A 20106-nucleotide genomic window follows, 5' to 3' on the forward strand; every position below is an offset into this window, starting at 1 on the left:
ATGCATATTACAGAAAACGATGGCATTACCCATTTGGGGGTGCGCTCCAGCTACCCGGACAAATACGACCCGACGCTGCTCGAAGCACTGCCGCGCGCCCGTGGCCGTGATCTGGTAGGCCTGAGCGGTGCATCCCTGCCGTTTGACGGCTACGATCTGTGGACGGCCTTTGAGCTGTCGTGGCTCAATCGCAAGGGAAAACCACTGGTGGGTATTGCTGAATTCATTATTCCGGCCAGTTCGGAAAACCTGATCGAATCCAAATCGTTCAAACTGTACCTCAACAGTTTTAACCAGACTCGTTTTCAGGATATCGGCGAAGTACACGCCACCCTGATCAAAGACCTGTCCGCTGCCGCCAATGGCGATGTTAAAGTCACACTGTACCCGGGGTTGACCGGTTATTCATCACAGATCGATACCCTGCCCGGCATCAACATCGACGAGCTGGATATTGAAGTGAACGATTACGGCTTTAATCCTGATTATTTACAGCACGCTGTACGTGACAACGCGCCGCACGTCACCGAAACCCTGTGCTCCAATCTGCTGAAATCTAACTGCCTGGTCACGTATCAGCCGGACTGGGGCAGCGTGGTCATCAAATACCAAGGCCGACAAATCGACCGGGAAGCGCTGCTGCGTTATCTGATTTCGTTCCGCCAGCACAATGAATTCCACGAACAGTGTGTCGAGCGCATTTTTAATGACCTAAAACGTTACTGCCAACCGGAAAAACTGACCGTGTTCGCCCGTTATACCCGTCGTGGCGGCCTGGACATCAACCCGTTCCGTAGCGACTTTGAAACCGAAGCCACTACCGGTCGTCTGGTTCGTCAGTAATACCGTGCGCCTCTCCACCTTCGGAGAGGCGCTGCCCGCTTTCTTCCCGTTGCGGTAAATACTGTTTCAGCCAGGCGATAAACGCTGAAATGCGCGCAGGTACATGCCGCCGCTGCTGATAAACCGCGTAGATATCCGCCTCTGGCATGATGTAATCCGGTAATAACGCCACCAGCCTCCCGTTACCAAGCCAGGAACGCACGTCCCACAACGAACGCAAAATAATGCCGTGTCCGTCCAGCGCGTAGCGCATGATCACCTCACCATCATTGGCAGAAAGATTGCCAAAAGCCCGATGGGTAAACTCGTGTCCATCACGATAAAAACGCCATAAGCCGTAATCGCTCTCATACTGACGCAACACCAGACAATTGTGCTCAGCAAGGTCTGCCACAGTTTTCGGTGTACCACAACGCGCCAGATACGCGGGTGAGGCACACAGTACCCGCGGATTTGCCATCAACCGATGTGCGACCAGTCGGGAGTCTGGCGGCGCACCGAAGCGAATATCAATGTCGACACCGGCATCCAGCATATTGAGCGGCTGGCTGGTGAGCTGCAACTGCACTTCCAGTTCCGGGTGCAGGCGGGCAAATTCGGAAATCAGCGGCGCGATGTGGCGTCGCCCAAAACCGAACGAGGCATTCACGGTCAATCGCCCACGCAGCGTAAGCTGATTACGACGTACCTGACTCTCCAGCTCCTCGATTTCATGCAGAATCGGCAACGCGCCTTCGGCGTATAGCTGGCCTTCCGGCGTCAAATCCAACCGGCGGGTGGTACGTCTGATCAATTGCACGCCCAGACGTTGCTCCAGTTGCGTCAGGCGTTTGCTGACAGCAGGCAGCGACAGCCCACTTTCACGCGCCACCGCCGTCAAACTACCGAGCGCGGCAATGCGGCTAAAGAACAACAAATCGTCGATTGAGCGCATTTATTCTTCTCTTTTATTCAACAATACCTTTACCAGAAGCGGAATTGTTTACAGCAGGAAGAGTAAATACACTTTCTGTTATCCGAGTGCAATCGTTCAAAAAAACATTCAGGAGTTGCCATGTCTCAACCGCATTACCGTATCGCCGTCATCCCCGGCGACGGCATCGGCAAGGAAGTGATGCCGGAAGGGGTACGCGTTCTTACCCGTACTGCTGAGCTGTTTGATATCCGGCTAGAGTGGGAATGGTTTGATTTTGCCAGCGCCGATTACTACCTCCAGCACGGCAAGATGCTGCCGGATAACTGGTTTACGCTGCTCAAAGGCTTCGATGCCATCTACTTTGGTGCGGTAGGCTGGCCGGACGTGGTGCCGGACCATGTATCGCTGTGGCAGTCGCTACTGTTATTCCGCCGTGAGTTCGATCAGTACGTCAACCTGCGTCCCTGCCGCCTGATGCCGGGGGTGAAAGCGCCGCTGGCCGGTCGCGAGCCTGGTGATATCGACTTTTATATCGTGCGTGAAAATACCGAAGGCGAGTATTCCAGCGTCGGCGGCACCATGTTCGCCGGAACCGAGCGCGAAGTGGTCATTCAGGAAACGGTGATGACCCGCGTTGGCGTTGACCGCATCCTCAAATTTGCCTATGACCTGGCGATGAAGCGCCCGAAAAAGCACCTGACCTCCGCCACCAAATCCAACGGTATCGCTATCACGATGCCGTACTGGGACAGCCGCGTCGCCGAAATGGGCACCCGCTATCCCGAGGTGAAAGTCGACAAATACCACATTGATATTCTCACCGCCAACTTCGTGCTACACCCGGACTGGTTTGACGTGGTGGTCGCCAGTAATCTGTTTGGCGACATTTTGTCCGACCTTGGCCCTGCCTGTACCGGTACCATCGGGATTGCGCCTTCGGCCAATATCAACCCGGAACGCACCTTCCCCAGCCTGTTTGAACCAGTACATGGCTCAGCGCCGGATATCGCCGGTAAAGGTATCGCCAACCCCATCGGCCAAATCTGGTGCGGGGCGATGATGCTGGAGCATCTGGGACATGACGACGCCGGGGCCGCGGTGCTCAGCGCCATTGAGCGTGTGCTGGAGCAAGGCCCGGGCAACGCACCGTTAACGAAAGACCTCGGCGGCAACGGCAATACCGCAGCACTGGGTGAGGCGATTGCGCGGGCAGTGCGCCGCTAACCGCATCAGCATGCAGTAACAACCCGCTCGAAAAACAAAAAGGCCGCTATCATAGCGGCCTTCAGACTATCACACGGTAAACTATCACAAGGTAAATAGAGCACGTTTTACATAGGTTGGCGTTACATCAGGCTGCTGATTTGTCTCGCTTGCGTTCAGCCACCAGTACGACCCCTTTTCGTGATTCATTCGGCGCAAGGCTCCAGATGTCGCTCTCTGGGATACTGTGTCCATCGTATCGGACACGTTCACCGTCATACGGCCAGAAAGCACGTCGTTCTGAGTCGAACACAAACACATCAATGCCGATCTCTTTACGTGCCATACGCGCCCACAGTGCCTTCCCGCCTGGAAATTGCAGGTTATCGCTTACCAGCACAATGCCGTCATTAATGAGTGCTTTATACATAGCACTGGCGACATTGGCATTTCGTTCGCGCTTGGTGACAATCACGCCTTCAACCTGTGCAGAATGCGCATTCATCGGCTGCAGATTCTCGTAATAACCAATGACAGCCAGAATGGTTTCGGTTTCGTCGTCGCTGTTACGGGATTTCAGGTCAATCTTTGCTACCACAACATGCCGTAAATCACCAGCAACGTCATCGGGTTCGCCATATATGGCAACGGCATGGTGTTGATCATTGTGAATATAAATATCCACAGCCCGACCGTTTACACTCGTTTCGCCAATTTTCCGGTATTCCCGCGCCATAGTGGCAGGGCTATATGACATAGGAAGAATCGCCATATCAAAACTCCCGCTATCGTTGAGAACTGGTGACATTGTAAGCATAGCCTGTTGTAGTTGTTGGGATTGATAATATCAAACATCATGCCTATCTATTAGCCATTTAAGCGAGAGTAGCAAAACGCAATAACCCAGAGCTTATACAGAAGATGAATATGTTCATACCCAACGAAAACAAGAAGGCCGCTATCATAGCGGCCTTCTTATTCGTATCTTGGTCTGCTTAGGCAATTAATGCATCGCACCCGGCGGGATGTCTTTGTAAGCATTGACATAAGCGATCAGCAGTCTTCTCAGAAATTTACGCACGTTCATCACCTTGGTTAACGACTTATTTGTGAACTTTCTGGTAAAAGATTGTACGTTTTGTTGAATTCAGCCGCAATACTTTTGTGATAGCTATCACAAAAAAATCAGACTCACGTTTTAGTTTCCCCACTTAACCCGGTCATGCCGCCTGCTCATTTCTTCTCTATAGCCGCGCTTTTTTGCAACCAAAAACACCTCACTATCCGGGTTTGGATTATTCTTTGATCTATAAAATTATTTCCCGGCTAAGACAAAAGCAGCCATACTAACGGGGCTGCGTAATTCAGCGCGGCACTGGCGCGCTTGCCCCGGCCTTTTACTGACGATGTAAACCTGCCCTATGGAAACCTGGAAACTCAACCTCTTCGCCGCCTGGCTGGGATGCTTTTTTACCGGCATGGCAATGAGCCAGATACTCCCGTTTCTGCCGCTCTATATCGAACACCTTGGGGTCACTGACCACACCGCCCTGAATTTGTGGTCAGGACTGGTGTTCAGTTCGGCATTTTTGGTTTCAGCCATTGTCGCACCGCTATGGGGCAGTCTGGCCGACCGCAAAGGTCGCAAGCTGATGCTGCTGCGTGCCGCGCTTGGTATGTCGCTGATCATGGGGCTACAAGGCATGGCGACCAACGTCTGGCAACTGTTTATGCTGCGCGCACTGATGGGGCTGACTTCCGGCTACATTCCTAACGCCATGGCGCTGATTGCCTCGCAAGTACCACGCAGCCGCAGCGGTTGGGCGCTCGGCACGCTGTCGACCGGGCAAGTCGCCGGGGTGTTGATTGGGCCACTGCTTGGCGGCTTTATGGCCGATACCATCGGTTTGCGTATGGTGTTTTTCATCACCTCCGCCATGCTGTTTATCTGTTTTCTGATTACGCTGTTCGCTATCCGCGAAAACGCGATTACCGTCAGTAAAAAAGCGCAGCTCAGCGGTCGGGCCGTATTCGCCTCGCTGCCTTACCCGCTACTGATTATCAGCCTGTGCGTCACCACCATGATGATTCAGATGGCGAACGGCTCCATCAGCCCTATTCTGACGCTGTTTATCCGCGACTTGTCGCCTGACATTGACAACATCGCCTTTATCAGCGGGATCATCGCCGCCGTACCGGGTGTGTCGGCGCTGCTGTCCGCCCCCCGCCTCGGCAAACTGGGGGATCGCATCGGTTCTCAGCGGGTGTTGATCGTCGCGTTATTCCTGTGCGCCCTGCTGTTTTTCCTGATGTCGGCGGTGCAAAGCTCTGTCCAGCTCGGGATTCTGCGTTTCGCGTTAGGGTTCGCCGATGGTGCGCTGATGCCCGCCGTGCAGGCGCTGCTGGTCAAATACAGTAGCCAGCAGGTCACCGGACGTATTTTCGGTTATAACCAGTCCTGTATGTATTTGGGCAACGTGGTCGGCCCGCTGCTGGGTTCCACGGTCTCCGCTACGTTGGGCTACCGTTGGGTTTTTCTGGTTACCGCACTGCTGGTGCTGATTAACGGCATCCAACTGATGGTGAGCTTCGCCCGCCTGCCAAAAAAAGTCTGACCTCGTCAGGGAAGCCGTGTCGTCGGCTTCCCCTCACCGTGGCTGGATCTTCGATTGTTCATCCTGCTTTCATGTTTTTGTCATCCTTGTCGCCAAAGATAGCGCCTGTGCAAACGTATGCACTCCTGACAAAAGGCGCTCACTATGTTTGGCAAAGATATGTTCGGCAAGAATATGTTTGGCAACACCACTCACTCACACAGTAAGACTTCCCTTTCCCGTCTGTTGCTCGCCGTGGGTCTGGCATGCAGCATGACATCGCAGGCCGCTGATCTGGTCATCGCCGGACGCGATGACGTTTACGGCAAAGCACTCGACAGTACGCTGGCCCGTTTCCAGCAACAGCACCCCGGCAAGCAGATCGAACTGCTGAAACTGCCCTACGCCAACCTGTATGAAAAACTGGTGATTTCCCTGCGGGAAAACGCCTCGTCCTACGACCTGATGCTGATGGACGACAGCTGGAGCCCGGAATTCGCCGGTAATGGCTGGCTACAACCACTGCCGGAAAGCCTGCAAAGCAGCGATTTTATTCCAGCGGTACTGAATGTCTCACGCGTGCCGGAAAACAGCGGCCCGGCGTACAGCCTGCCGGTGGTCGGTAACGTGGCAATGTTTGCTTATCGCCAGGACCTGTTCGATAAACACCAGCTCAAAGCACCTGCCAACTGGGATGCGGTATTAAGCGATGCCAAAACCCTGCAACAGCAGGAGCCGGGGGTTTCCGGCGTGGTGTTCCGTGGCATGAAGGGCAACCCGATTGTGTCCGGCTTTATGCCAATGCTGTGGGCCTACGGCGGCAACGTCATCACCAACGGCAAAGCCTCGCTGGATTCGCCGCAAGCACTTCAGGCGCTCAATACCCTCAAGGCGCTGAAAGCCTTCGCGCCGACCGGGGTTGAGGTGTACAACGCCGCCGATGTCCGTCAGGCGATGGAGCAAGGTAAAGCGGCGATGGCGATCGAAGTCTGGCCTGCCTGGGCGGCAACACTGGACGATGCTGACAAATCTAAGGTGGTCGGCAAAATGACGTTGCAACCGGCACCGGGGCAAAACGTCGGCCCATCACCGATGCTGGGTATCTGGCAGATGGCTATTGCCAAAAACAGCCAGCACAGCGAACTGGCGCAGCAATTCCTGAGCTACCTCACCAGCGCGGAAAACCAGAAAGCGCTGGCGCTGGAGCTGGGACTGCCGCCGACTCGCCGCAGCGTCTATCAGGATGCGCAAGTGGTGCAGAAATACCGCTGGTATCCGGCACAGCTGGCAGCACTGGAAGCGGGCAAGGCGCGTCCTCGTATCCGCAACTGGCAGGAAGTGGAAAGCATCCTCGGCGACTACCTGCAACTGGCACTGATGGATCAAATGCCAGCGAAGGTCGCGTTAGAACAGGCTAATCAAAAGATCGCACAGGTCCTGAAATAATACGTACTGAAGTAACACGAGCCTAAGTAACACGTACTGAAGTAACACGCATCAACATGACTGTTTTCGGGCGGGCCACGGTCCGCCCACGCAAGGACACCCCATGCATTTTGACTCCCGCTGGCAACGCTGGCTGCTGCTCCTGCCCGCCGCCACGCTACTGCTACTGCTGACGCTCTACCCCATCGGCCAGATGCTGCTTTACTCCTTCAGCAAGGTCGATTATGCCGCCGCCAGCCGCAGTTGGGTCGGGTTGGAGAACTACCGCCAGTTGTTCGACGACTGGTTCTTCACCACCAGCCTGAAAAACACCCTGCTGTTTTCAGTCGGCAGTTCGCTGTTACAAGTGCTGCTGGGACTGGTATTGGCGTTATTGCTGTACCGCCATTTTCCCGGTCGCCAGTGGGTGTTGAGCCTGCTGATTTACCCCATGATGATCTCCACGCTGGTGTGCTCAGCCATCTGGCGCGTGTGGTTTCATTACGATTTTGGTCTGCTGAATAATTGCCTGACCGCGTTGGGGCTGATGCCGCAACCGTGGCTATCCAGCCCGCATCTGGCGCTGTGGTCGCTGATGCTGGTGGATATCTGGCAGTGGACGCCGATGGCATGTCTTATCATTCTTGCCGGATTACAGGGCATCCCCAAAGACGTACTGGAAGCGGCGCAAAGCGACGGAGCCAATGGCTGGAAACGGCTGTGGTACGTCACGTTGCCACTTATCCGCCAGCCTCTGATGCTGGCGCTGCTACTGCGCTCCATCGACACCTTCAAGCTGTTCGACAAAGTGTACGCCCTGACCGGCGGTGGCCCCGGTTATGCCACCGAAACCCTGTCGCTGTACATCTATCAGCAAGGCTTCAAGTTTTTTAATCTGGGACTCGCCAGCGCCGGGGCAGTCATTATGCTGCTGTTCGCCGCAGCCATGAGCCTGGTCTACGCCTGGCAGCTACTGCGTGGAGGGAAAAGCGCATGAGACTCCCCTACTGGCTGACGGCACTACGTGCCCTGGCGCTGGCTATCGCGTTGCTGTTTTTCACCTTACCGATCCTGTGGATGGTGGCAGCGGCGTTTAAATCCACCGCAGAATTCTCCAGCCTTTCCAGCCCGTTCTGGCCGCAACAGTGGACGCTCACTCACCTCAAGAGCCTGCTGGATAATGGCGTTGGCGCACGGCTGTTTAATACCCTCTGGGTCGCGGCGGGTGCCACCGCGTTATCGCTGATAACCGGTTTTATGGCTGCCTATACGCTGGCACGCCACCGCTTCCCGGCACGACTGGATAGCCTGTTCCTGCTGTTGGTGCTGTTGATCAAGATGATGCCGCCGATGGTGGTGGCCATCCCGCTGTATTCGTTGCTCAAATCGCTGCACCTGCTCAACAGTCTGGCCGGGCTGATGCTGGCGTATCAGGTCTACACCCTGCCGTTTTGTATCTGGATGCTGCTCAGTTTTATCCGCGATGTGCCGCTGTCGCTGGAAGAAGCCGCCGCGATGGACGGTGCCGGGCTGTGGCGACGGTTGCGTTACATCGTGCTGCCGGTGTGTGCTCCCGGTCTGGTCGCCACGGCTATCTTCACCCTGATCATGGCCTGGAACGAATTTCTGTTTGCCCTGCTGTATCTGCAAACCCCACAGCAATTCACGCTGCCGCTGTTTATCGCCAACTTCATGACTGAAAACCAGATCTACTGGGGAGAACTGATGAGCATCGGGTTGCTGTCTTCGCTGCCGGTGTTGCTGGTGGCGGGCTTTGTTCAACGTTATTTGCTGCGCGGCTTTGCCGTCAGCCAGAAATAGGATTCGCGGATGAGTGAATTACGATTACATCAGGTCACCAAGCGCTACGGTCGCCAGACGGTGCTGCTCGGCATCGATTTGCATATCCGGCAGGGGGAATTGGTGGTGTTCGTCGGCCCATCCGGCTGCGGCAAATCAACCCTATTGCGGACCATCGCCGGGCTGGAAGAACAAGACAGCGGCCAGATTCTGCTGGGTGACGACGATATCTCGCGCCAGCCACCTGGCCTGCGGGAAATGGCGATGGTGTTTCAATCTTATGCGCTTTACCCGCACATGACCGTGGCGGAAAACATGGGCTTCGCGCTCAAGATGGCCGGTGAACGACGCCCTGTGATTGCCGAGAAAGTGGCACAGGTCGCAGAGATGCTACAACTCACACCGCTACTGGCGCGTAAACCCGGTGCGCTTTCCGGTGGACAACGTCAACGGGTGGCGATTGGTCGCGCCATCGTGCGTAAACCACGCCTGTTTTTGTTCGACGAACCGCTGTCTAATCTGGATGCCAAACTGCGCACCCATACCCGGGTGCAGTTAAAAGCCCTGCACCAACAGTTAGCCGCCACCATGATTTACGTCACCCACGACCAGGTTGAGGCGATGACGCTGGCCGATCGCATCGTGGTATTGCACGAAGGACGTATCGCGCAGATCGGCACACCGGAAGAGCTGTATCATCAGCCCGCCACGACCTTTGTCGCCGGGTTTATCGGCACGCCGGAAATGAACTTTTTTCAGCTGTCGTCCGGTCAAACATTATCGCCGTGGCTGCAACGACTGGCGCGCGACGAACGCGCGGTGACCCTCGGCGTTCGCCCGGACGCCTTTGAGATAACCAGCAGTATTCCAACCTTTCAGGTGGATCTGGTGGAAAACCTGGGGGCGCAATATCACCTGCACGGCCACATCATCCATGAACCTGGCATCAAGCTGGTGGTGGAAAGCCGTAGCGCAGCGCGTATCGGTCAGGAGCTGGCGTTGCAGGTGGTAGCGGAACGCTGCCACTGGTTTGATATCGATGGACAGCGTTTACCCTCACCCGCGCATACCGGGAAACAGGAGACTGTGCATGGAGCTTGATATTCTTGGCAGCGGTGAAGCCTACGACAGCCAACGGGTTAACGCCGCAATACGGGTCAGCGAAAACGGGTTTCAGTTGCTGGTGGATTGCGGTCCGACGGTTCCGCAGGCACTGTGGCAACGCCAGACCGCACCGGACGACCTCAACGCCATCTATATTACCCACGCCCATCCCGACCATGTCCTCGGTCTGACGACCTGGCTTAACTGGTGCGAATCTTGCGGGCGTACCGCACCACTCACGGTCATCGCTCCGCGTCAGCAACTCCCGCAATTACAGCGTCTGGCGGATTTCGCCTTTTGGCCCGCCGGTCGACCGCTGTTTACCCTTCACTGGCAGGATAGTGAAAGCCTGAGCGAACTGGGGCCATGGCAGTGCCAGACCGCACCGACCCGCCACTCGGTACCTAACCGGGCGTTGTATCTGAGCGCTAAGCAAGGGTCATTGTTCTACAGCGGTGACGGTCAGTTGACGCCCGCTGCGGCCACACTGCTGGCGCAGGCGGACCTGGCGCTGGTGGAGTGTTTTTCACCGCAGGCAACCGGCAACGCCTGGCACGGCAACTGGCCGCAGGTGCAGACGCTGGCGCGTAAACCGGGTGCGCAACTGGGGCTGTACCATGTGCAACAGGCGCAAAAAGCGGCACTGCAACAGGCTATCGCCGCCTCGCCCGCTATTTTTCTCCCCGAACAGGGCGATCTCGCGCGCTGTCATGACGGCCACTGGCACATCATCAGAGGGTCTGGGCATGAATAAGAAGCGCATCACCTCGATTGATGTTGCCCGTAGCGCGGGCGTTTCTCCTTCAGCGGTGTCGCGTACCTACTCCGCGCCGGGAAAAGTCAGCCAGGCAACCCGTTCACGGGTACTGGCCGCTGCCGATGAACTGGGCTATCGCCCCAACGCACTGGCTCGTGCGCTGGTCAATTCCGGGCGGCAAGGTTCCGGCATCGTGGCGGTGGTGATGGGGGAGTTCGATAACCCGTTCCAGCCCTGGTTGTTTAATCTGCTCACGCAGGCGCTGCAACAACATGGGCTGGTGCCGATGCTGGTCAGCGTTACCGAACACTGCGACATCCGCGCCCGACTGCAACAGGCGTTGTCGTGGCAGGTGGAAGCGGCGATTATTTCTGCCGGTAGCCTATCGCAAGAAACCACCGAACGTTGTCTGGAACTGTCACTGCCGATGGTGCTGATGGGACGTGAAGATAAGCGTGAAACCGTCACCGCCGTACTGTCTGATAACCGGCTGGCCGGTGAACTGGCGGCTGATCACCTGATGTCTCAGGGGCTGACCCGGCTGGCCTACATCGCCGGTCGTCATGATGGACAAGCCTCGCTGGAACGACTGGCGGGCTTTCGCCAGCGCCTGCTCAGCCGTGGCCTGCCTGAACCGATCGTCGCCGATAACCCGGATTATGCCTACCACAGTGGCTACCGCGCCATGTGCCAGTTACAGCAACAATACCCCTCGGTGGAAGGGGTATTCTGCGCCTGCGATGCGCTGGCTTTTGGCGCGCTGGACGCCCTGCGGCTCAACGGCGGCGCGAACTGTAAAGTGATCGGTTGCGACGACACCCCGCAGGCCGCCTGGGAAGGCTACCGGTTGACCACGGTGCGTCAGCCGGTTGAGTTGATGGTGGAGCACGTGATACGCCATCTGCAACAGGTGTTACGCGGTGAGGCACAACACGGTGACACCGTTCGTATTGCCCCCACCCTGGTCATGCGCTAAACCCGCTCGGGCGCTCATCGCGCCCGATAACGGATAAGCCGATACACAGCCGTTACCCACGTAGCGTCGGGTGATGGCGTTCCATGAAATCCAGCAAACGGCGCACCATCGGAATGCCTGCGCTGCGCTTGAGATAGCTGACAGCAAACGTACGGATGATCGGCGTAGCGACCGGGCGAATAGCGATATCGTACCCCTTCAGGCTCCCCGCCACTGAGGTGCACAGAAAGACTACGCCGCCGTGGTGCATCACCAGATCCATAATGATGTCGAGATTGCTGCACTCACGAAAGCAGGTCTCCTCCAGCCCGGCACGATTGAATGCCGCCGACACCGCCGCATGCTCGCCGGTACCTTTTTGCGGCACAATCGGCCGCTCCTGCGCCAGTTGCTCCAGCGTCAGGCTGTCTTGCCCTGCCAGCGGGTGATCGGCGGCCATCACCGCCACCAGATTGTCATCCAGAAAGATGGTGTGATTAAACAGCGGATCCTGTAAATAATCATCGAATGGCGTGGAGAGCGACACATGAATCTCGGCATTTCTGACCTTTTCCAGCAAGTCGCTGCTGACGCCATCAATAAACGATAACTCGATATTCGGGTGCTGCTTCTGAAATGACGTAAAGACATCGTAGTATTTCAGCCGGTTGAAGATAGGAATCACCCCGACCATCAGGGCACCATCCTGACTTTCTTCGTATGACTGCACAAATTGTTCTACGTCGTAATACTCGCGGATCAGTGGTTTGATTTTTTCATCAAACGCCTCGCCAAATGGCGTTAACGCAAACTGGCGGGTGGTGCGATTAATCAGTTTTCGTTCTAACTCCTGTTCCAGTCGGGATATTTCCTGAGAAAGAAAGGCCTGAGAGATATTGAGAGATTTGGCGGCACGGGTAAAACTCCCTTTGCGGACCAACTCATGGTAATAAAGTGCTCGCTTGATACTTATCATGATTATTTTTATTTATAACCTTATCGAATATTAATTATATGAATTTGTTAAAATACTAATGTGAGATTAAGCACAATTGTATTAATCATCACCATGTTAGCCTGCACCCTGACTGTACCTCATGCTCATCCGTCTGCTTGCATATTGATTCAAAAACAATGATCAGAAAATAATTTCTTAAGGAATAATTCATGCGTACCCCACCCCTCAAAATGATACTGTTATCTTCCATTATCATTACCGCAGCCGCTCAGGTTCCCCATACGATGGCAGCAGACAACACACATGAACTGACGCTGACCCCACGTCAGCCGTCGGTTAAACTGATTTCCGACGTGGTTTACGCACAGGTGCCGATGCGCGGCTATGCTAACGTCGCGTTGAAAATGGATATCCTCCAGCCGGAAGCCAGGTCACCGCAACCCGCCGTGCTGTTCATCACCGGCGGCGGCTTCATCAACGCCAATAAAGACAACTATATCCAGCAACGGCTGAAAATGGCGGAAGCGGGTTACGTGGTCGCCAGCATGGAGTACCGCGTGGCACCCACCGTACTGTTCCCCGCCCCGCTGGAGGACGTGAAATCCGCCATTCGCTATCTGCGCGCCAATGCAGGAAAATTCGGCATCGATACGAATCATGTGGCCGTGTTCGGTGCCTCAGCCGGTGGCTATCTGGCGGCATTCGCCGGTACCAGCAACGGCGACAAGCAATTTGACCGTGGGGAACACCTGGACCAAAGCAGCCAGGTACAAGCGGTTATCGACTTCTATGGCCTGTCGGACCTGACCCGCGTCGGTGAAGGCTTCCCGGATGCAGTGGTACAAAAACACGCCTCGCCGTCCTCGACCGAAGCTATCTGGGTCAACGGCACATCGGTGTTCAATGACGGTGGCCCGATTACCCGCTTCCCGGAAAGAACGGCCGCCGCCAACCCAATCAACTATATCAGCAAGAACACGCCGCCTTTTTTAATTATGCACGGTAGCGCCGATACGGTGGTTTCCCCCCACCAGACCGAAATTCTGCATAAGGCGCTGATAGCCCACGGCATCAACAGCACCTATTACGTGGTAAAAGGCGCAGAGCATGGCGGCATTTACTGGGTACAACCAGAAATCATGCAGAAAGTGATTCAGTTTCTGGACCGCCAGTTAAAACCATCATCGGCTGATAGCCACTAATTGGCTGAATTATTCTGCTAAAGCGCCTCGTCAGAGGCGTTTTTTATTTATGTGTCGACATAAGTATCGTACCGCGCGAGTGAATTATTGCGCCACATCATTTTCATTCATTTTGACAGGAAAGACATTTCCCGTAAAAATCAAAAAAGCCACGTTGATAACAAAAACAAGCAACAAAAATAACATTAACAATAAAGCTCATGACAATAATAACAGGAACCACGCCAGTTATCGTATTTTGCAATTATTTTTATCCGGATATACAAAAAATTAAATGTGAGGCGTGACACATATCCCACCGGGTGCACATGCTCCAATTATTTCCATCAAGATGTTTTATTTCCTGACACACATTTTATTCAAATACCGGCTTATTTCTAAAGCATGAGCATTGTTGTTATTCACTGCGTGTATTCGTACCCAGTGAAAAGAAAATAAAAAATGATTTATTGCAGCGCAGAGCGTAATGGCTGCAAACCGACATTTGCTTTCTGAAAGGTTATTTTATGGAAAATTATACCCGACGCCGTTTTATTGCCATTATGGGCAGCGCACTGGCCGTTTCCGGCAGCGGCCTGCCAGTGGCCGCACAGGAAACGGCATTACCGTCCTCTGGGGTGCGACCGGTAAAATACGGCATTTTGCACAACGAGCTGCGCTGTATCGGCTGCCAAGCCTGTATGACCGCCTGCCGTAAAACCAATCAGGTGCCGGAGGGCGTCACCCGGCTGAATATCATACAAACCGTCGATATCCCTGCCACCGATACCACTAAACCCATTAAACAGTTCTTCCGTCAGTCCTGCCAGCACTGCGATAACCCGCCTTGTGTGTCTGTCTGCCCGACCGGTGCCTCATTCAAAGACGCGTTGACCGGCATTGTCGATGTTAACGACAAACGCTGTGTCGGTTGTCGCTACTGCATCGCCGCCTGCCCATACCACGTACGTTTTATCAACCCGGTAACCAACACCGCCGATAAATGCAATTTCTGCCGGGAAACCAATCTGGCGGCAGGAAAGAAACCGGCCTGCGTCGAAATTTGCCCGACCAAAGCGCTGGTGTTTGGCGATCTCAACGATCCGGACAGCGATATTTCGAAAATGATCAAAAGCAACCCTATCTACCGCAGCAAAGTCTACCTGGGTACCGGCCCTAACCTTTACCGCATACCGGGTAAATACGGAGAAAGCGATCATGCATAACGCCTTTCACTTTCCTTCGCTGGTATGGGACTGGCCCATCGCCGTTTACCTGCTGCTGGTGGGGATCTCCTCGGGGATGATGGTGTTGACGTTACTGTTTCGCCGCTATCTGCCCGCAGAAAACCAACAGGCAAACCCATTGATAGCCGCTACAGCGATCATCGCGCCGTTGTCGGTCATCATCGGGCTGGTGATCCTGATTTTTCACCTCGCCCGCCCCATCACCTTCTGGTATTTGATGGTTTTCTATAATCCCCATTCCATCATGTCGCTGGGGGTGATGCTGTTTCAGGTGTACATGCTGGTGATGTTCCTGTGGATTGCCAGCCTGTATCAACAGCCGCTGTTGGCCTGGAGTGAACACCGGTTGCCGGGCGCGCTGCACACGGTGCTCAATCGGGTAATCGCCTGGGTCACTCGTTACCTGCGTCCGGTAGAAAACGTCTTGCTGGTGCTGGCATTGCTGCTCGGTTGCTATACCGGCTTTCTGCTTTCAGCATTAAAATCCTTTCCACTGCTGAACAACCCGGTACTGCCGGTGCTGTTTCTGGTCTCTGGCGTCACCTCCGGCGTCGCGGTACTGATGATGGTCGGTGCCTCGGCGAGTAGCCAGCAATACTGCCCGCACACCCTGCATCTGCTGCACAAACTGGAAAAGCCGATCGCACTGGTCGAACTGTTTCTGCTGTTCGCCTTTTTTACCGGCCTGATGTTGGGCGGTGGGCAGAAATCAGTCGCGGCACAGGTGGCGTTGAGCGGATTCTGGGGCGGGGTGTTCTGGATCGGTATTATCGGCATCGGCATGTTGGTGCCGCTGGTGGCAGGTAGCCTGACTGCCGTGCAACGCCGTATCGCATTTCTGCCACGCTTTACCGCCGGCCTGACGCTACTGGGCGTGTTCCTGCTGCGGTTATTCGTGCTGTACGCCGGTCAGATGACGGTAGCCTGACCATGACTGGCCCACGCGCACTCTTCTGGCTGGCCTCAGCGGCGTTCTTCATGCAATCGCTGGACACCACCATGCTGTACGTCGCCGTACCGGCGATAGCCCGTGCGCTGCACCAGCCCGTCTTGCGTATGGAGCCAATCGTCATGGCTTACGTCATCACCGTCGTGGCCTTTACCCCGATTAACAGTTGGCTGAGCCAGCATCTGGGAGAGCGGCGTACCTGTCTCGCCGCCCTGACCATCTTCACCGGCGGCGCACTACTGTGCTTTCATGCCGACTCCGCCTTTCAACTGGGTTTGGGACGATTTATTCAGGGAACCGGTGGCGCGTTACTGTTGCCGGTGATCCGCACACAAGTGCTGCGATACACCCCCGCCGATACCCGGTTGTCATTCCTGAATCGCATGACGCTGCTCGGCATGTTCGGCACCCTGACTGGCCCGCTGTTGGGTAGCCTGCTGACCGACGGGTTATCCTGGCGGGCTATTTTTATCGCGCCAGTCCCCCTGGCGCTGCTATGCCTGTGGCTGGCATGGCGCATCCTGCCGACGGATAGCGGCACCCGCGTCAGCGCCTGCCGGGTATCGATGCGTCACCTGCTGCCGCTGGTCGGCATTCTGCTGACGGTGACCCTGCTACTGGCCGCGGCACCGCGGCACCTGCTGTCGCTGCCAGTCATCGTGCTGTTGGGCCTGGCCTGTACGCTTTGCACGTTATTTTACCTGCGCAGTGACCTGCCGGGGCGCGAAGCCCTGCTGCCGGTGTCCCTGTTCAGCATCCGTTCTTTTTATGTCGGGGTATGGGGTGGCGTGCTTACCCGTTTACTGCTGGCCTCGCTGCCGGTGGTGATATCACTGGTGGTTCAGACCTCGCTCGGGCTGCCGCCCGCGACCGCTGGTCTCATCATGTTGCTGTTTTCCATCGGCGCGCTGCTGGCCAAGCTGCTGTTCGAACCGCTGATTCGCTGGCTGGGTTACCGCCATGTGCTGATGTACGGCACGCTGCTGGCCTCAGCACTGGTGCTGCTGCTCGGCCTCGCTATCCAGCACCGTTTATTGCCGGTGATCGGTGTCTGCGCTGTTGCTATCGGCCTGATGACCGCGTTATTGCACTCGGCGGAAAGCACGCTGGCCTGCTGCCACCTGTGCAGCGACACCTACAACAGCGGCAATAACATCATGATCCTCAGTCAGTTGATTGCCGTCATGCTCAGCATGGCGCTGACCTTCCCGGCGTTGCGGCTATTTTCCCAATGGGAACCGCTACTGAACATCAACCATTTCAGCCTGCTGTTGTTACTGCTCGGCACCGGATTACCGCTGAGTTGCCTGTTGTTTCGCCATCTCAGCCACGAAGAAGGGAAAACGCTGCTGGCCCCTTAGCCCGGCGCGGGTTCCCGTTTATTGATGATATTAACCATACAGAGTGAATGTTCGTTATGAAAAAAAGTTCCATCACATTATTGGGTTGCCTGTTGCTGGTAGCTGGCGTGGCCGTCGCTGAAGACCAATTTAAAGCCGGTACCTACTCAGCGACAGGACAAGGTATCGGTGGTGACGTCACCGTCACTCTGGATATCGATGCAAAAGGCGTCGTGCAAAAAGCCACTATCGATGCCCCGGACGAAACTCCGGAAGTCGGCGGTGAAGCGGCCAAAGAGCTGGCAAAAACCATGACCGAGAAAAAGACCATCAATGTCGACGGGGTTTCCGGCGCCACCATGACCAGCGGCGCGGTGCATGACGCCTCGCAGGCAGCTTACGCCAAAGCCAAGGCAAACTGAATACCGGGCGATGCGCCAGTCTTTGGCGCGTTATTCCACACGTAAAATAAAAGGAAAATAATATGGTTCAATACCGACAAAAACTCCTTGCGGCTTTGTGCCTCTCGGTGCTGGGAATCACCTCTGCTCAGGCATCAGGGCAACCCGAGCCAGCGGCAGAACCGGCGAAAAACGCTGAACCGGCCAAATCGGTCGACATCCCGAAAAGCGCGGATGTGGTGGTGATTGGTGCGGGTGCCGCCGGTACTGCCGCTACCATGGCGGCCGCCGAGAAAGGCGCTAGCGTCGTGTTGCTGGAAAAACAGCCCGCCGTCGGCGGCACCGGCAATTTCGCGGAAGGTATCTTCGCGGCCAACAGTTCGATGCAAAAACGCCAGGGTATCGTGGTCACGCCGGATATGGCCTTTAAGACCATCATGGAATACAGCCACTGGATGGCCAACCCGTATGTGGTGCGTACCTTCGTCAACCGCTCCGCCGACACCATCGAGTGGGTGAAATCCAAAGGCATCAAGTTTGAATACATCGGCCCCGGCGGGCCGGGCGGGATGCTGACCTGGCACGTTATCGATGGCCCTGGCCACGGCCGCTACCTGATCAAAACCTTCCATGAGCAGTTTAAAAACATGAAGGTCACCACACTGGTGAAAACCGCCGGTAAAGACCTGGTGATGAAGGACGGCAAAATTACCGGCGTGATCGCTGAAGGCAGCGACGGTAAACCGTTCCAGATCGACACCAAAGCGGTGATCGTCGCCACCGGTGGTTACGCCAACAACAAAGAGATGCTGCAAAAATACGTCGACATGCCCGACACCATCATGGTCGGCAACATCGGTAAAGACGGCGACGGCATCAAAATGGCGTGGAAGGCGGGTGCCAAAGAAGAAGGCATGGGCGTAGTGCAGTCTTACCGCCCCGGTCTGCCGGAGTATGCCCCTAACTCCCAGATGTTGGCCGCCGCTCGCCAGCCGTACCTGTGGGTAGACAAAACCGGACGCCGCTTCACCGATGAGTCCATCGTTATTATTTGGCCGCACGCCGGTAACGCGCTGGCGAAAGCAGGTGGCGTCATGTACTCCGTCTTCGACGAGGAAACCCGCAAGCACGTGGTCAACGACGGTATTGATGTGCCGATCGGCGAATGGGTTATCACCAATACCAAACTGGTGAAATTTGACGACGAGTTTGCCAAAGAACTCCAGAAAAACCGGGGTTTTGTCTTCAAAAGCAACAGTATCGACGACCTGGCCAAACAAATGGCCATCGACCCGGCCGTGCTGAAACGCACCATTGAAGACAACAACCGCTATGCCACCCAGAAACGCGACGACATCTTCAACAAGAGCATGGATTATCTGCGCCCGGTGAAAACCGGCCCGTTCTATGCCGTGAAGATGATGCCAGCGGCACTCGGTACACTCGGTGGTGTGAAAATTAACGAGAAAATGGAAGCGGTCAGCCCGAACGGCAGTGCGGTACCGGGCCTGTACGTGACCGGCAACGATGCCGCCGGTATGTACGGCGACACCTATGATTTGCTGTTGGGCGGCGGGACGTTCGGTTTTGCCCTCAATTCAGGTCGTATGGCGGGTGAAAACGCGCTGGAGTACATCCACTTCTCTGCGAAGTAATCATACAACGTCATGACAAGTGTCCCTCACTGCGTGGGGGGCACTCTGACGCAGCGAAACGTCAGATTCAGGCGCACCTCATCGGACATTCCCATCGGCAACGGCCCGCGTTTTAGCGGCAAAATGGCGTGGTAACACAATCGGGACGGGCCCCCCCATACCACCACATCACCGTGCATCAACGTCAGCCGCTGGCAAGGGTCGCTGCGTTTCATGCCACCGAACAAGAACACCGCGCTCAACCCTAACGACACGGACACAATCGGCTGGCGTAAGTCCAGCTCGTCTTTGTCCTGATGTAACGACAGTTTGGCACCAACGGCGTAGCGGTTAATCAGGCAGGCATCGGGCGAAAAGTCGTGATATCCCGCCTCGCGTGCCGCAGCCTGAGACAACTGCAAGAAACAAGCGGGCATAGCAGGCCAGTGCTGACCGCTGAGCGGGTCCTGCACGCTGTAGCGGTAACCCTGCTCGTCGCTCACCCAACCCAGTGGCCCGCAATTACTCATCGCCACCGACATGATATACCCACCCGGCGTCACCAGGTGCCGAAACGGCGCTCGTTGCGTCACTGTCTTAAGAGCAGCCAGCAACGTATCGGCCTGCAGCCAGGCAAAACCGCGCAACACCACCGCACCGGGTGCCAGCGTTTCATTCCGGCGCTCCGGCGGCTCATCGGCAAACAGTTCAAAATTCATGCGCAAACCTGTTCAAATAACCAGTATAATTGAGTATATCTCTCTTAGCGGAACATTGCCTGCTGAAATACATCGCCAAC

20 protein-coding genes are annotated in these 20106 nt (G+C 55.7%); 15 read left to right on the forward strand and 5 right to left on the reverse strand.

The window, feature by feature from the left end:
• Nucleotides 1–843, forward strand: a complete 843-nt coding sequence (gene queF / locus FAZ14_RS08180; protein ID WP_016942248.1) for an NADPH-dependent 7-cyano-7-deazaguanine reductase QueF — start codon at nucleotides 1–3, stop codon at nucleotides 841–843.
• Here the strand turns inward: queF and FAZ14_RS08185 are convergent.
• Nucleotides 818–1777 (reverse strand): LysR family transcriptional regulator, encoded by a 960-nt coding sequence (locus tag FAZ14_RS08185; protein ID WP_016942249.1) that lies wholly within the window; start codon nucleotides 1775–1777, stop codon nucleotides 818–820. The two genes, queF and FAZ14_RS08185, sit on opposite strands and share 26 nt — an antisense overlap.
• A gap of 120 nt (nucleotides 1778–1897) precedes the next feature.
• Between FAZ14_RS08185 and FAZ14_RS08190 the strand changes: the two genes are divergently transcribed.
• Nucleotides 1898–2983: a tartrate dehydrogenase gene (locus FAZ14_RS08190; RefSeq protein ID WP_016942250.1), complete on the forward strand. Its 1086-nt coding sequence runs from the start codon at nucleotides 1898–1900 to the stop codon at nucleotides 2981–2983.
• Nucleotides 2984–3110: 127 nt separating this feature from the next.
• Here FAZ14_RS08190 and FAZ14_RS08195 read toward each other — a convergent pair whose 3' ends face one another.
• Nucleotides 3111–3734: a hypothetical protein gene (locus FAZ14_RS08195; RefSeq protein ID WP_012883582.1), complete on the reverse strand. Its 624-nt coding sequence runs from the start codon at nucleotides 3732–3734 to the stop codon at nucleotides 3111–3113.
• A gap of 231 nt (nucleotides 3735–3965) precedes the next feature.
• Nucleotides 3966–4049: a stress response protein AzuC gene (gene azuC / locus FAZ14_RS20460; RefSeq protein ID WP_146214194.1), complete on the reverse strand. Its 84-nt coding sequence runs from the start codon at nucleotides 4047–4049 to the stop codon at nucleotides 3966–3968.
• Nucleotides 4050–4383: 334 nt separating this feature from the next.
• Between azuC and FAZ14_RS08205 the strand changes: the two genes are divergently transcribed.
• The 7 genes from FAZ14_RS08205 (at nucleotide 4384) to FAZ14_RS08235 (ending at nucleotide 11618) form a co-directional block, all read left to right on the forward strand.
• Nucleotides 4384–5577 carry a multidrug efflux MFS transporter gene (locus FAZ14_RS08205; RefSeq protein WP_038925565.1) on the forward strand — a complete coding sequence of 398 codons (1194 nt, stop codon included), beginning with the start codon at nucleotides 4384–4386 and terminating at the stop codon, nucleotides 5575–5577.
• A gap of 144 nt (nucleotides 5578–5721) precedes the next feature.
• Complete coding sequence (locus tag FAZ14_RS08210) at nucleotides 5722–7002, forward strand: ABC transporter substrate-binding protein (protein WP_080646372.1); 1281 nt, start codon at nucleotides 5722–5724, stop codon at nucleotides 7000–7002.
• A gap of 103 nt (nucleotides 7003–7105) precedes the next feature.
• Nucleotides 7106–7978 carry a carbohydrate ABC transporter permease gene (locus FAZ14_RS08215; protein WP_016942253.1) on the forward strand — a complete coding sequence of 291 codons (873 nt, stop codon included), beginning with the start codon at nucleotides 7106–7108 and terminating at the stop codon, nucleotides 7976–7978.
• Entirely contained in the window at nucleotides 7975–8802 is an 828-nt protein-coding gene (locus FAZ14_RS08220) for a carbohydrate ABC transporter permease (RefSeq protein WP_019844413.1), read from the forward strand. The genes FAZ14_RS08215 and FAZ14_RS08220 overlap by 4 nt, the downstream gene beginning before the upstream one ends.
• Before the next feature lie 9 nt (nucleotides 8803–8811).
• On the forward strand, nucleotides 8812–9882 hold the full coding sequence (locus FAZ14_RS08225; protein WP_038925567.1) for an ABC transporter ATP-binding protein: 1071 nt from the start codon (nucleotides 8812–8814) through the stop codon (nucleotides 9880–9882).
• A complete protein-coding gene (locus tag FAZ14_RS08230) occupies nucleotides 9872–10639 on the forward strand; it encodes an MBL fold metallo-hydrolase (RefSeq protein WP_153508341.1) in 768 nt (255 codons plus the stop codon). The genes FAZ14_RS08225 and FAZ14_RS08230 overlap by 11 nt, the downstream gene beginning before the upstream one ends.
• On the forward strand, nucleotides 10632–11618 hold the full coding sequence (locus FAZ14_RS08235) for a LacI family DNA-binding transcriptional regulator (protein ID WP_153508342.1): 987 nt from the start codon (nucleotides 10632–10634) through the stop codon (nucleotides 11616–11618). Before FAZ14_RS08230 ends, FAZ14_RS08235 begins: the two co-directional genes overlap by 8 nt.
• Before the next feature lie 52 nt (nucleotides 11619–11670).
• On the opposite strand, the gene FAZ14_RS08240 is transcribed toward FAZ14_RS08235, so the two are convergent.
• Nucleotides 11671–12573 (reverse strand): LysR family transcriptional regulator, encoded by a 903-nt coding sequence (locus tag FAZ14_RS08240; RefSeq protein ID WP_016942258.1) that lies wholly within the window; start codon nucleotides 12571–12573, stop codon nucleotides 11671–11673.
• 191 nt (nucleotides 12574–12764) lie between these two features.
• Here FAZ14_RS08240 and FAZ14_RS08245 point away from each other — a divergent pair, with 191 nt between their 5' ends.
• From FAZ14_RS08245 to FAZ14_RS08270, 6 genes are all read left to right on the forward strand, one after another.
• On the forward strand, nucleotides 12765–13757 hold the full coding sequence (locus FAZ14_RS08245; RefSeq protein ID WP_016942259.1) for an alpha/beta hydrolase fold domain-containing protein: 993 nt from the start codon (nucleotides 12765–12767) through the stop codon (nucleotides 13755–13757).
• A 506-nt stretch (nucleotides 13758–14263) separates the two neighbouring features.
• Nucleotides 14264–14962 (forward strand): 4Fe-4S dicluster domain-containing protein, encoded by a 699-nt coding sequence (locus tag FAZ14_RS08250; protein ID WP_016942261.1) that lies wholly within the window; start codon nucleotides 14264–14266, stop codon nucleotides 14960–14962.
• Nucleotides 14955–15911, forward strand: a complete 957-nt coding sequence (gene nrfD, locus FAZ14_RS08255) for a cytochrome c nitrite reductase subunit NrfD (protein ID WP_153508343.1) — start codon at nucleotides 14955–14957, stop codon at nucleotides 15909–15911. The genes FAZ14_RS08250 and nrfD overlap by 8 nt, the downstream gene beginning before the upstream one ends.
• 2 nt (nucleotides 15912–15913) lie before the next feature.
• Complete coding sequence (locus FAZ14_RS08260) at nucleotides 15914–17293, forward strand: MFS transporter (RefSeq protein ID WP_016942263.1); 1380 nt, start codon at nucleotides 15914–15916, stop codon at nucleotides 17291–17293.
• 56 nt (nucleotides 17294–17349) lie between these two features.
• Complete coding sequence (locus FAZ14_RS08265) at nucleotides 17350–17694, forward strand: FMN-binding protein (RefSeq protein ID WP_016942264.1); 345 nt, start codon at nucleotides 17350–17352, stop codon at nucleotides 17692–17694.
• Between the two features lie 62 nt (nucleotides 17695–17756).
• The gene (locus tag FAZ14_RS08270; RefSeq protein ID WP_016942265.1) at nucleotides 17757–19328 is read left to right on the forward strand and encodes an FAD-dependent oxidoreductase; all 1572 of its coding nucleotides are present in this window, start codon (nucleotides 17757–17759) and stop codon (nucleotides 19326–19328) included.
• 26 nt (nucleotides 19329–19354) lie between these two features.
• Here FAZ14_RS08270 and alkB read toward each other — a convergent pair whose 3' ends face one another.
• Entirely contained in the window at nucleotides 19355–20026 is a 672-nt protein-coding gene (gene alkB / locus FAZ14_RS08275; protein WP_038925572.1) for a DNA oxidative demethylase AlkB, read from the reverse strand.
• Nucleotides 20027–20106: the final 80 nt, after the last annotated feature.

Origin of the sequence: Dickeya oryzae (assembly GCF_009372235.1) — a bacterium.
Classification (GTDB): domain Bacteria; phylum Pseudomonadota; class Gammaproteobacteria; order Enterobacterales; family Enterobacteriaceae; genus Dickeya; species Dickeya oryzae.

Bases quoted from the DNA above. Each gene is read 5' to 3' on its own strand.
- FAZ14_RS08265 (WP_016942264.1), top strand. From the start codon at position 17,350: ATGAAAAAAAGTTCCATCACATTATTGGGTTGCCTGTTGCTGGTAGCT.
- FAZ14_RS08195 (WP_012883582.1), bottom strand. From the start codon at position 3,734: ATGGCGATTCTTCCTATGTCATATAGCCCTGCCACTATGGCGCGGGAA.
- queF (WP_016942248.1), top strand. From the start codon at position 1: ATGCATATTACAGAAAACGATGGCATTACCCATTTGGGGGTGCGCTCC.
- FAZ14_RS08210 (WP_080646372.1), top strand. From the start codon at position 5,722: ATGTTTGGCAAAGATATGTTCGGCAAGAATATGTTTGGCAACACCACT.
- FAZ14_RS08215 (WP_016942253.1), top strand. From the start codon at position 7,106: ATGCATTTTGACTCCCGCTGGCAACGCTGGCTGCTGCTCCTGCCCGCC.
- alkB (WP_038925572.1), bottom strand. From the start codon at position 20,026: ATGAATTTTGAACTGTTTGCCGATGAGCCGCCGGAGCGCCGGAATGAA.
- nrfD (WP_153508343.1), top strand. From the start codon at position 14,955: ATGCATAACGCCTTTCACTTTCCTTCGCTGGTATGGGACTGGCCCATC.
- FAZ14_RS08250 (WP_016942261.1), top strand. From the start codon at position 14,264: ATGGAAAATTATACCCGACGCCGTTTTATTGCCATTATGGGCAGCGCA.
- FAZ14_RS08190 (WP_016942250.1), top strand. From the start codon at position 1,898: ATGTCTCAACCGCATTACCGTATCGCCGTCATCCCCGGCGACGGCATC.
- FAZ14_RS08240 (WP_016942258.1), bottom strand. From the start codon at position 12,573: ATGATAAGTATCAAGCGAGCACTTTATTACCATGAGTTGGTCCGCAAA.
- FAZ14_RS08205 (WP_038925565.1), top strand. From the start codon at position 4,384: ATGGAAACCTGGAAACTCAACCTCTTCGCCGCCTGGCTGGGATGCTTT.
- FAZ14_RS08230 (WP_153508341.1), top strand. From the start codon at position 9,872: ATGGAGCTTGATATTCTTGGCAGCGGTGAAGCCTACGACAGCCAACGG.
- FAZ14_RS08270 (WP_016942265.1), top strand. From the start codon at position 17,757: ATGGTTCAATACCGACAAAAACTCCTTGCGGCTTTGTGCCTCTCGGTG.
- FAZ14_RS08245 (WP_016942259.1), top strand. From the start codon at position 12,765: ATGCGTACCCCACCCCTCAAAATGATACTGTTATCTTCCATTATCATT.
- FAZ14_RS08260 (WP_016942263.1), top strand. From the start codon at position 15,914: ATGACTGGCCCACGCGCACTCTTCTGGCTGGCCTCAGCGGCGTTCTTC.
- FAZ14_RS08235 (WP_153508342.1), top strand. From the start codon at position 10,632: ATGAATAAGAAGCGCATCACCTCGATTGATGTTGCCCGTAGCGCGGGC.
- FAZ14_RS08220 (WP_019844413.1), top strand. From the start codon at position 7,975: ATGAGACTCCCCTACTGGCTGACGGCACTACGTGCCCTGGCGCTGGCT.
- azuC (WP_146214194.1), bottom strand. From the start codon at position 4,049: ATGAACGTGCGTAAATTTCTGAGAAGACTGCTGATCGCTTATGTCAAT.
- FAZ14_RS08185 (WP_016942249.1), bottom strand. From the start codon at position 1,777: ATGCGCTCAATCGACGATTTGTTGTTCTTTAGCCGCATTGCCGCGCTC.
- FAZ14_RS08225 (WP_038925567.1), top strand. From the start codon at position 8,812: ATGAGTGAATTACGATTACATCAGGTCACCAAGCGCTACGGTCGCCAG.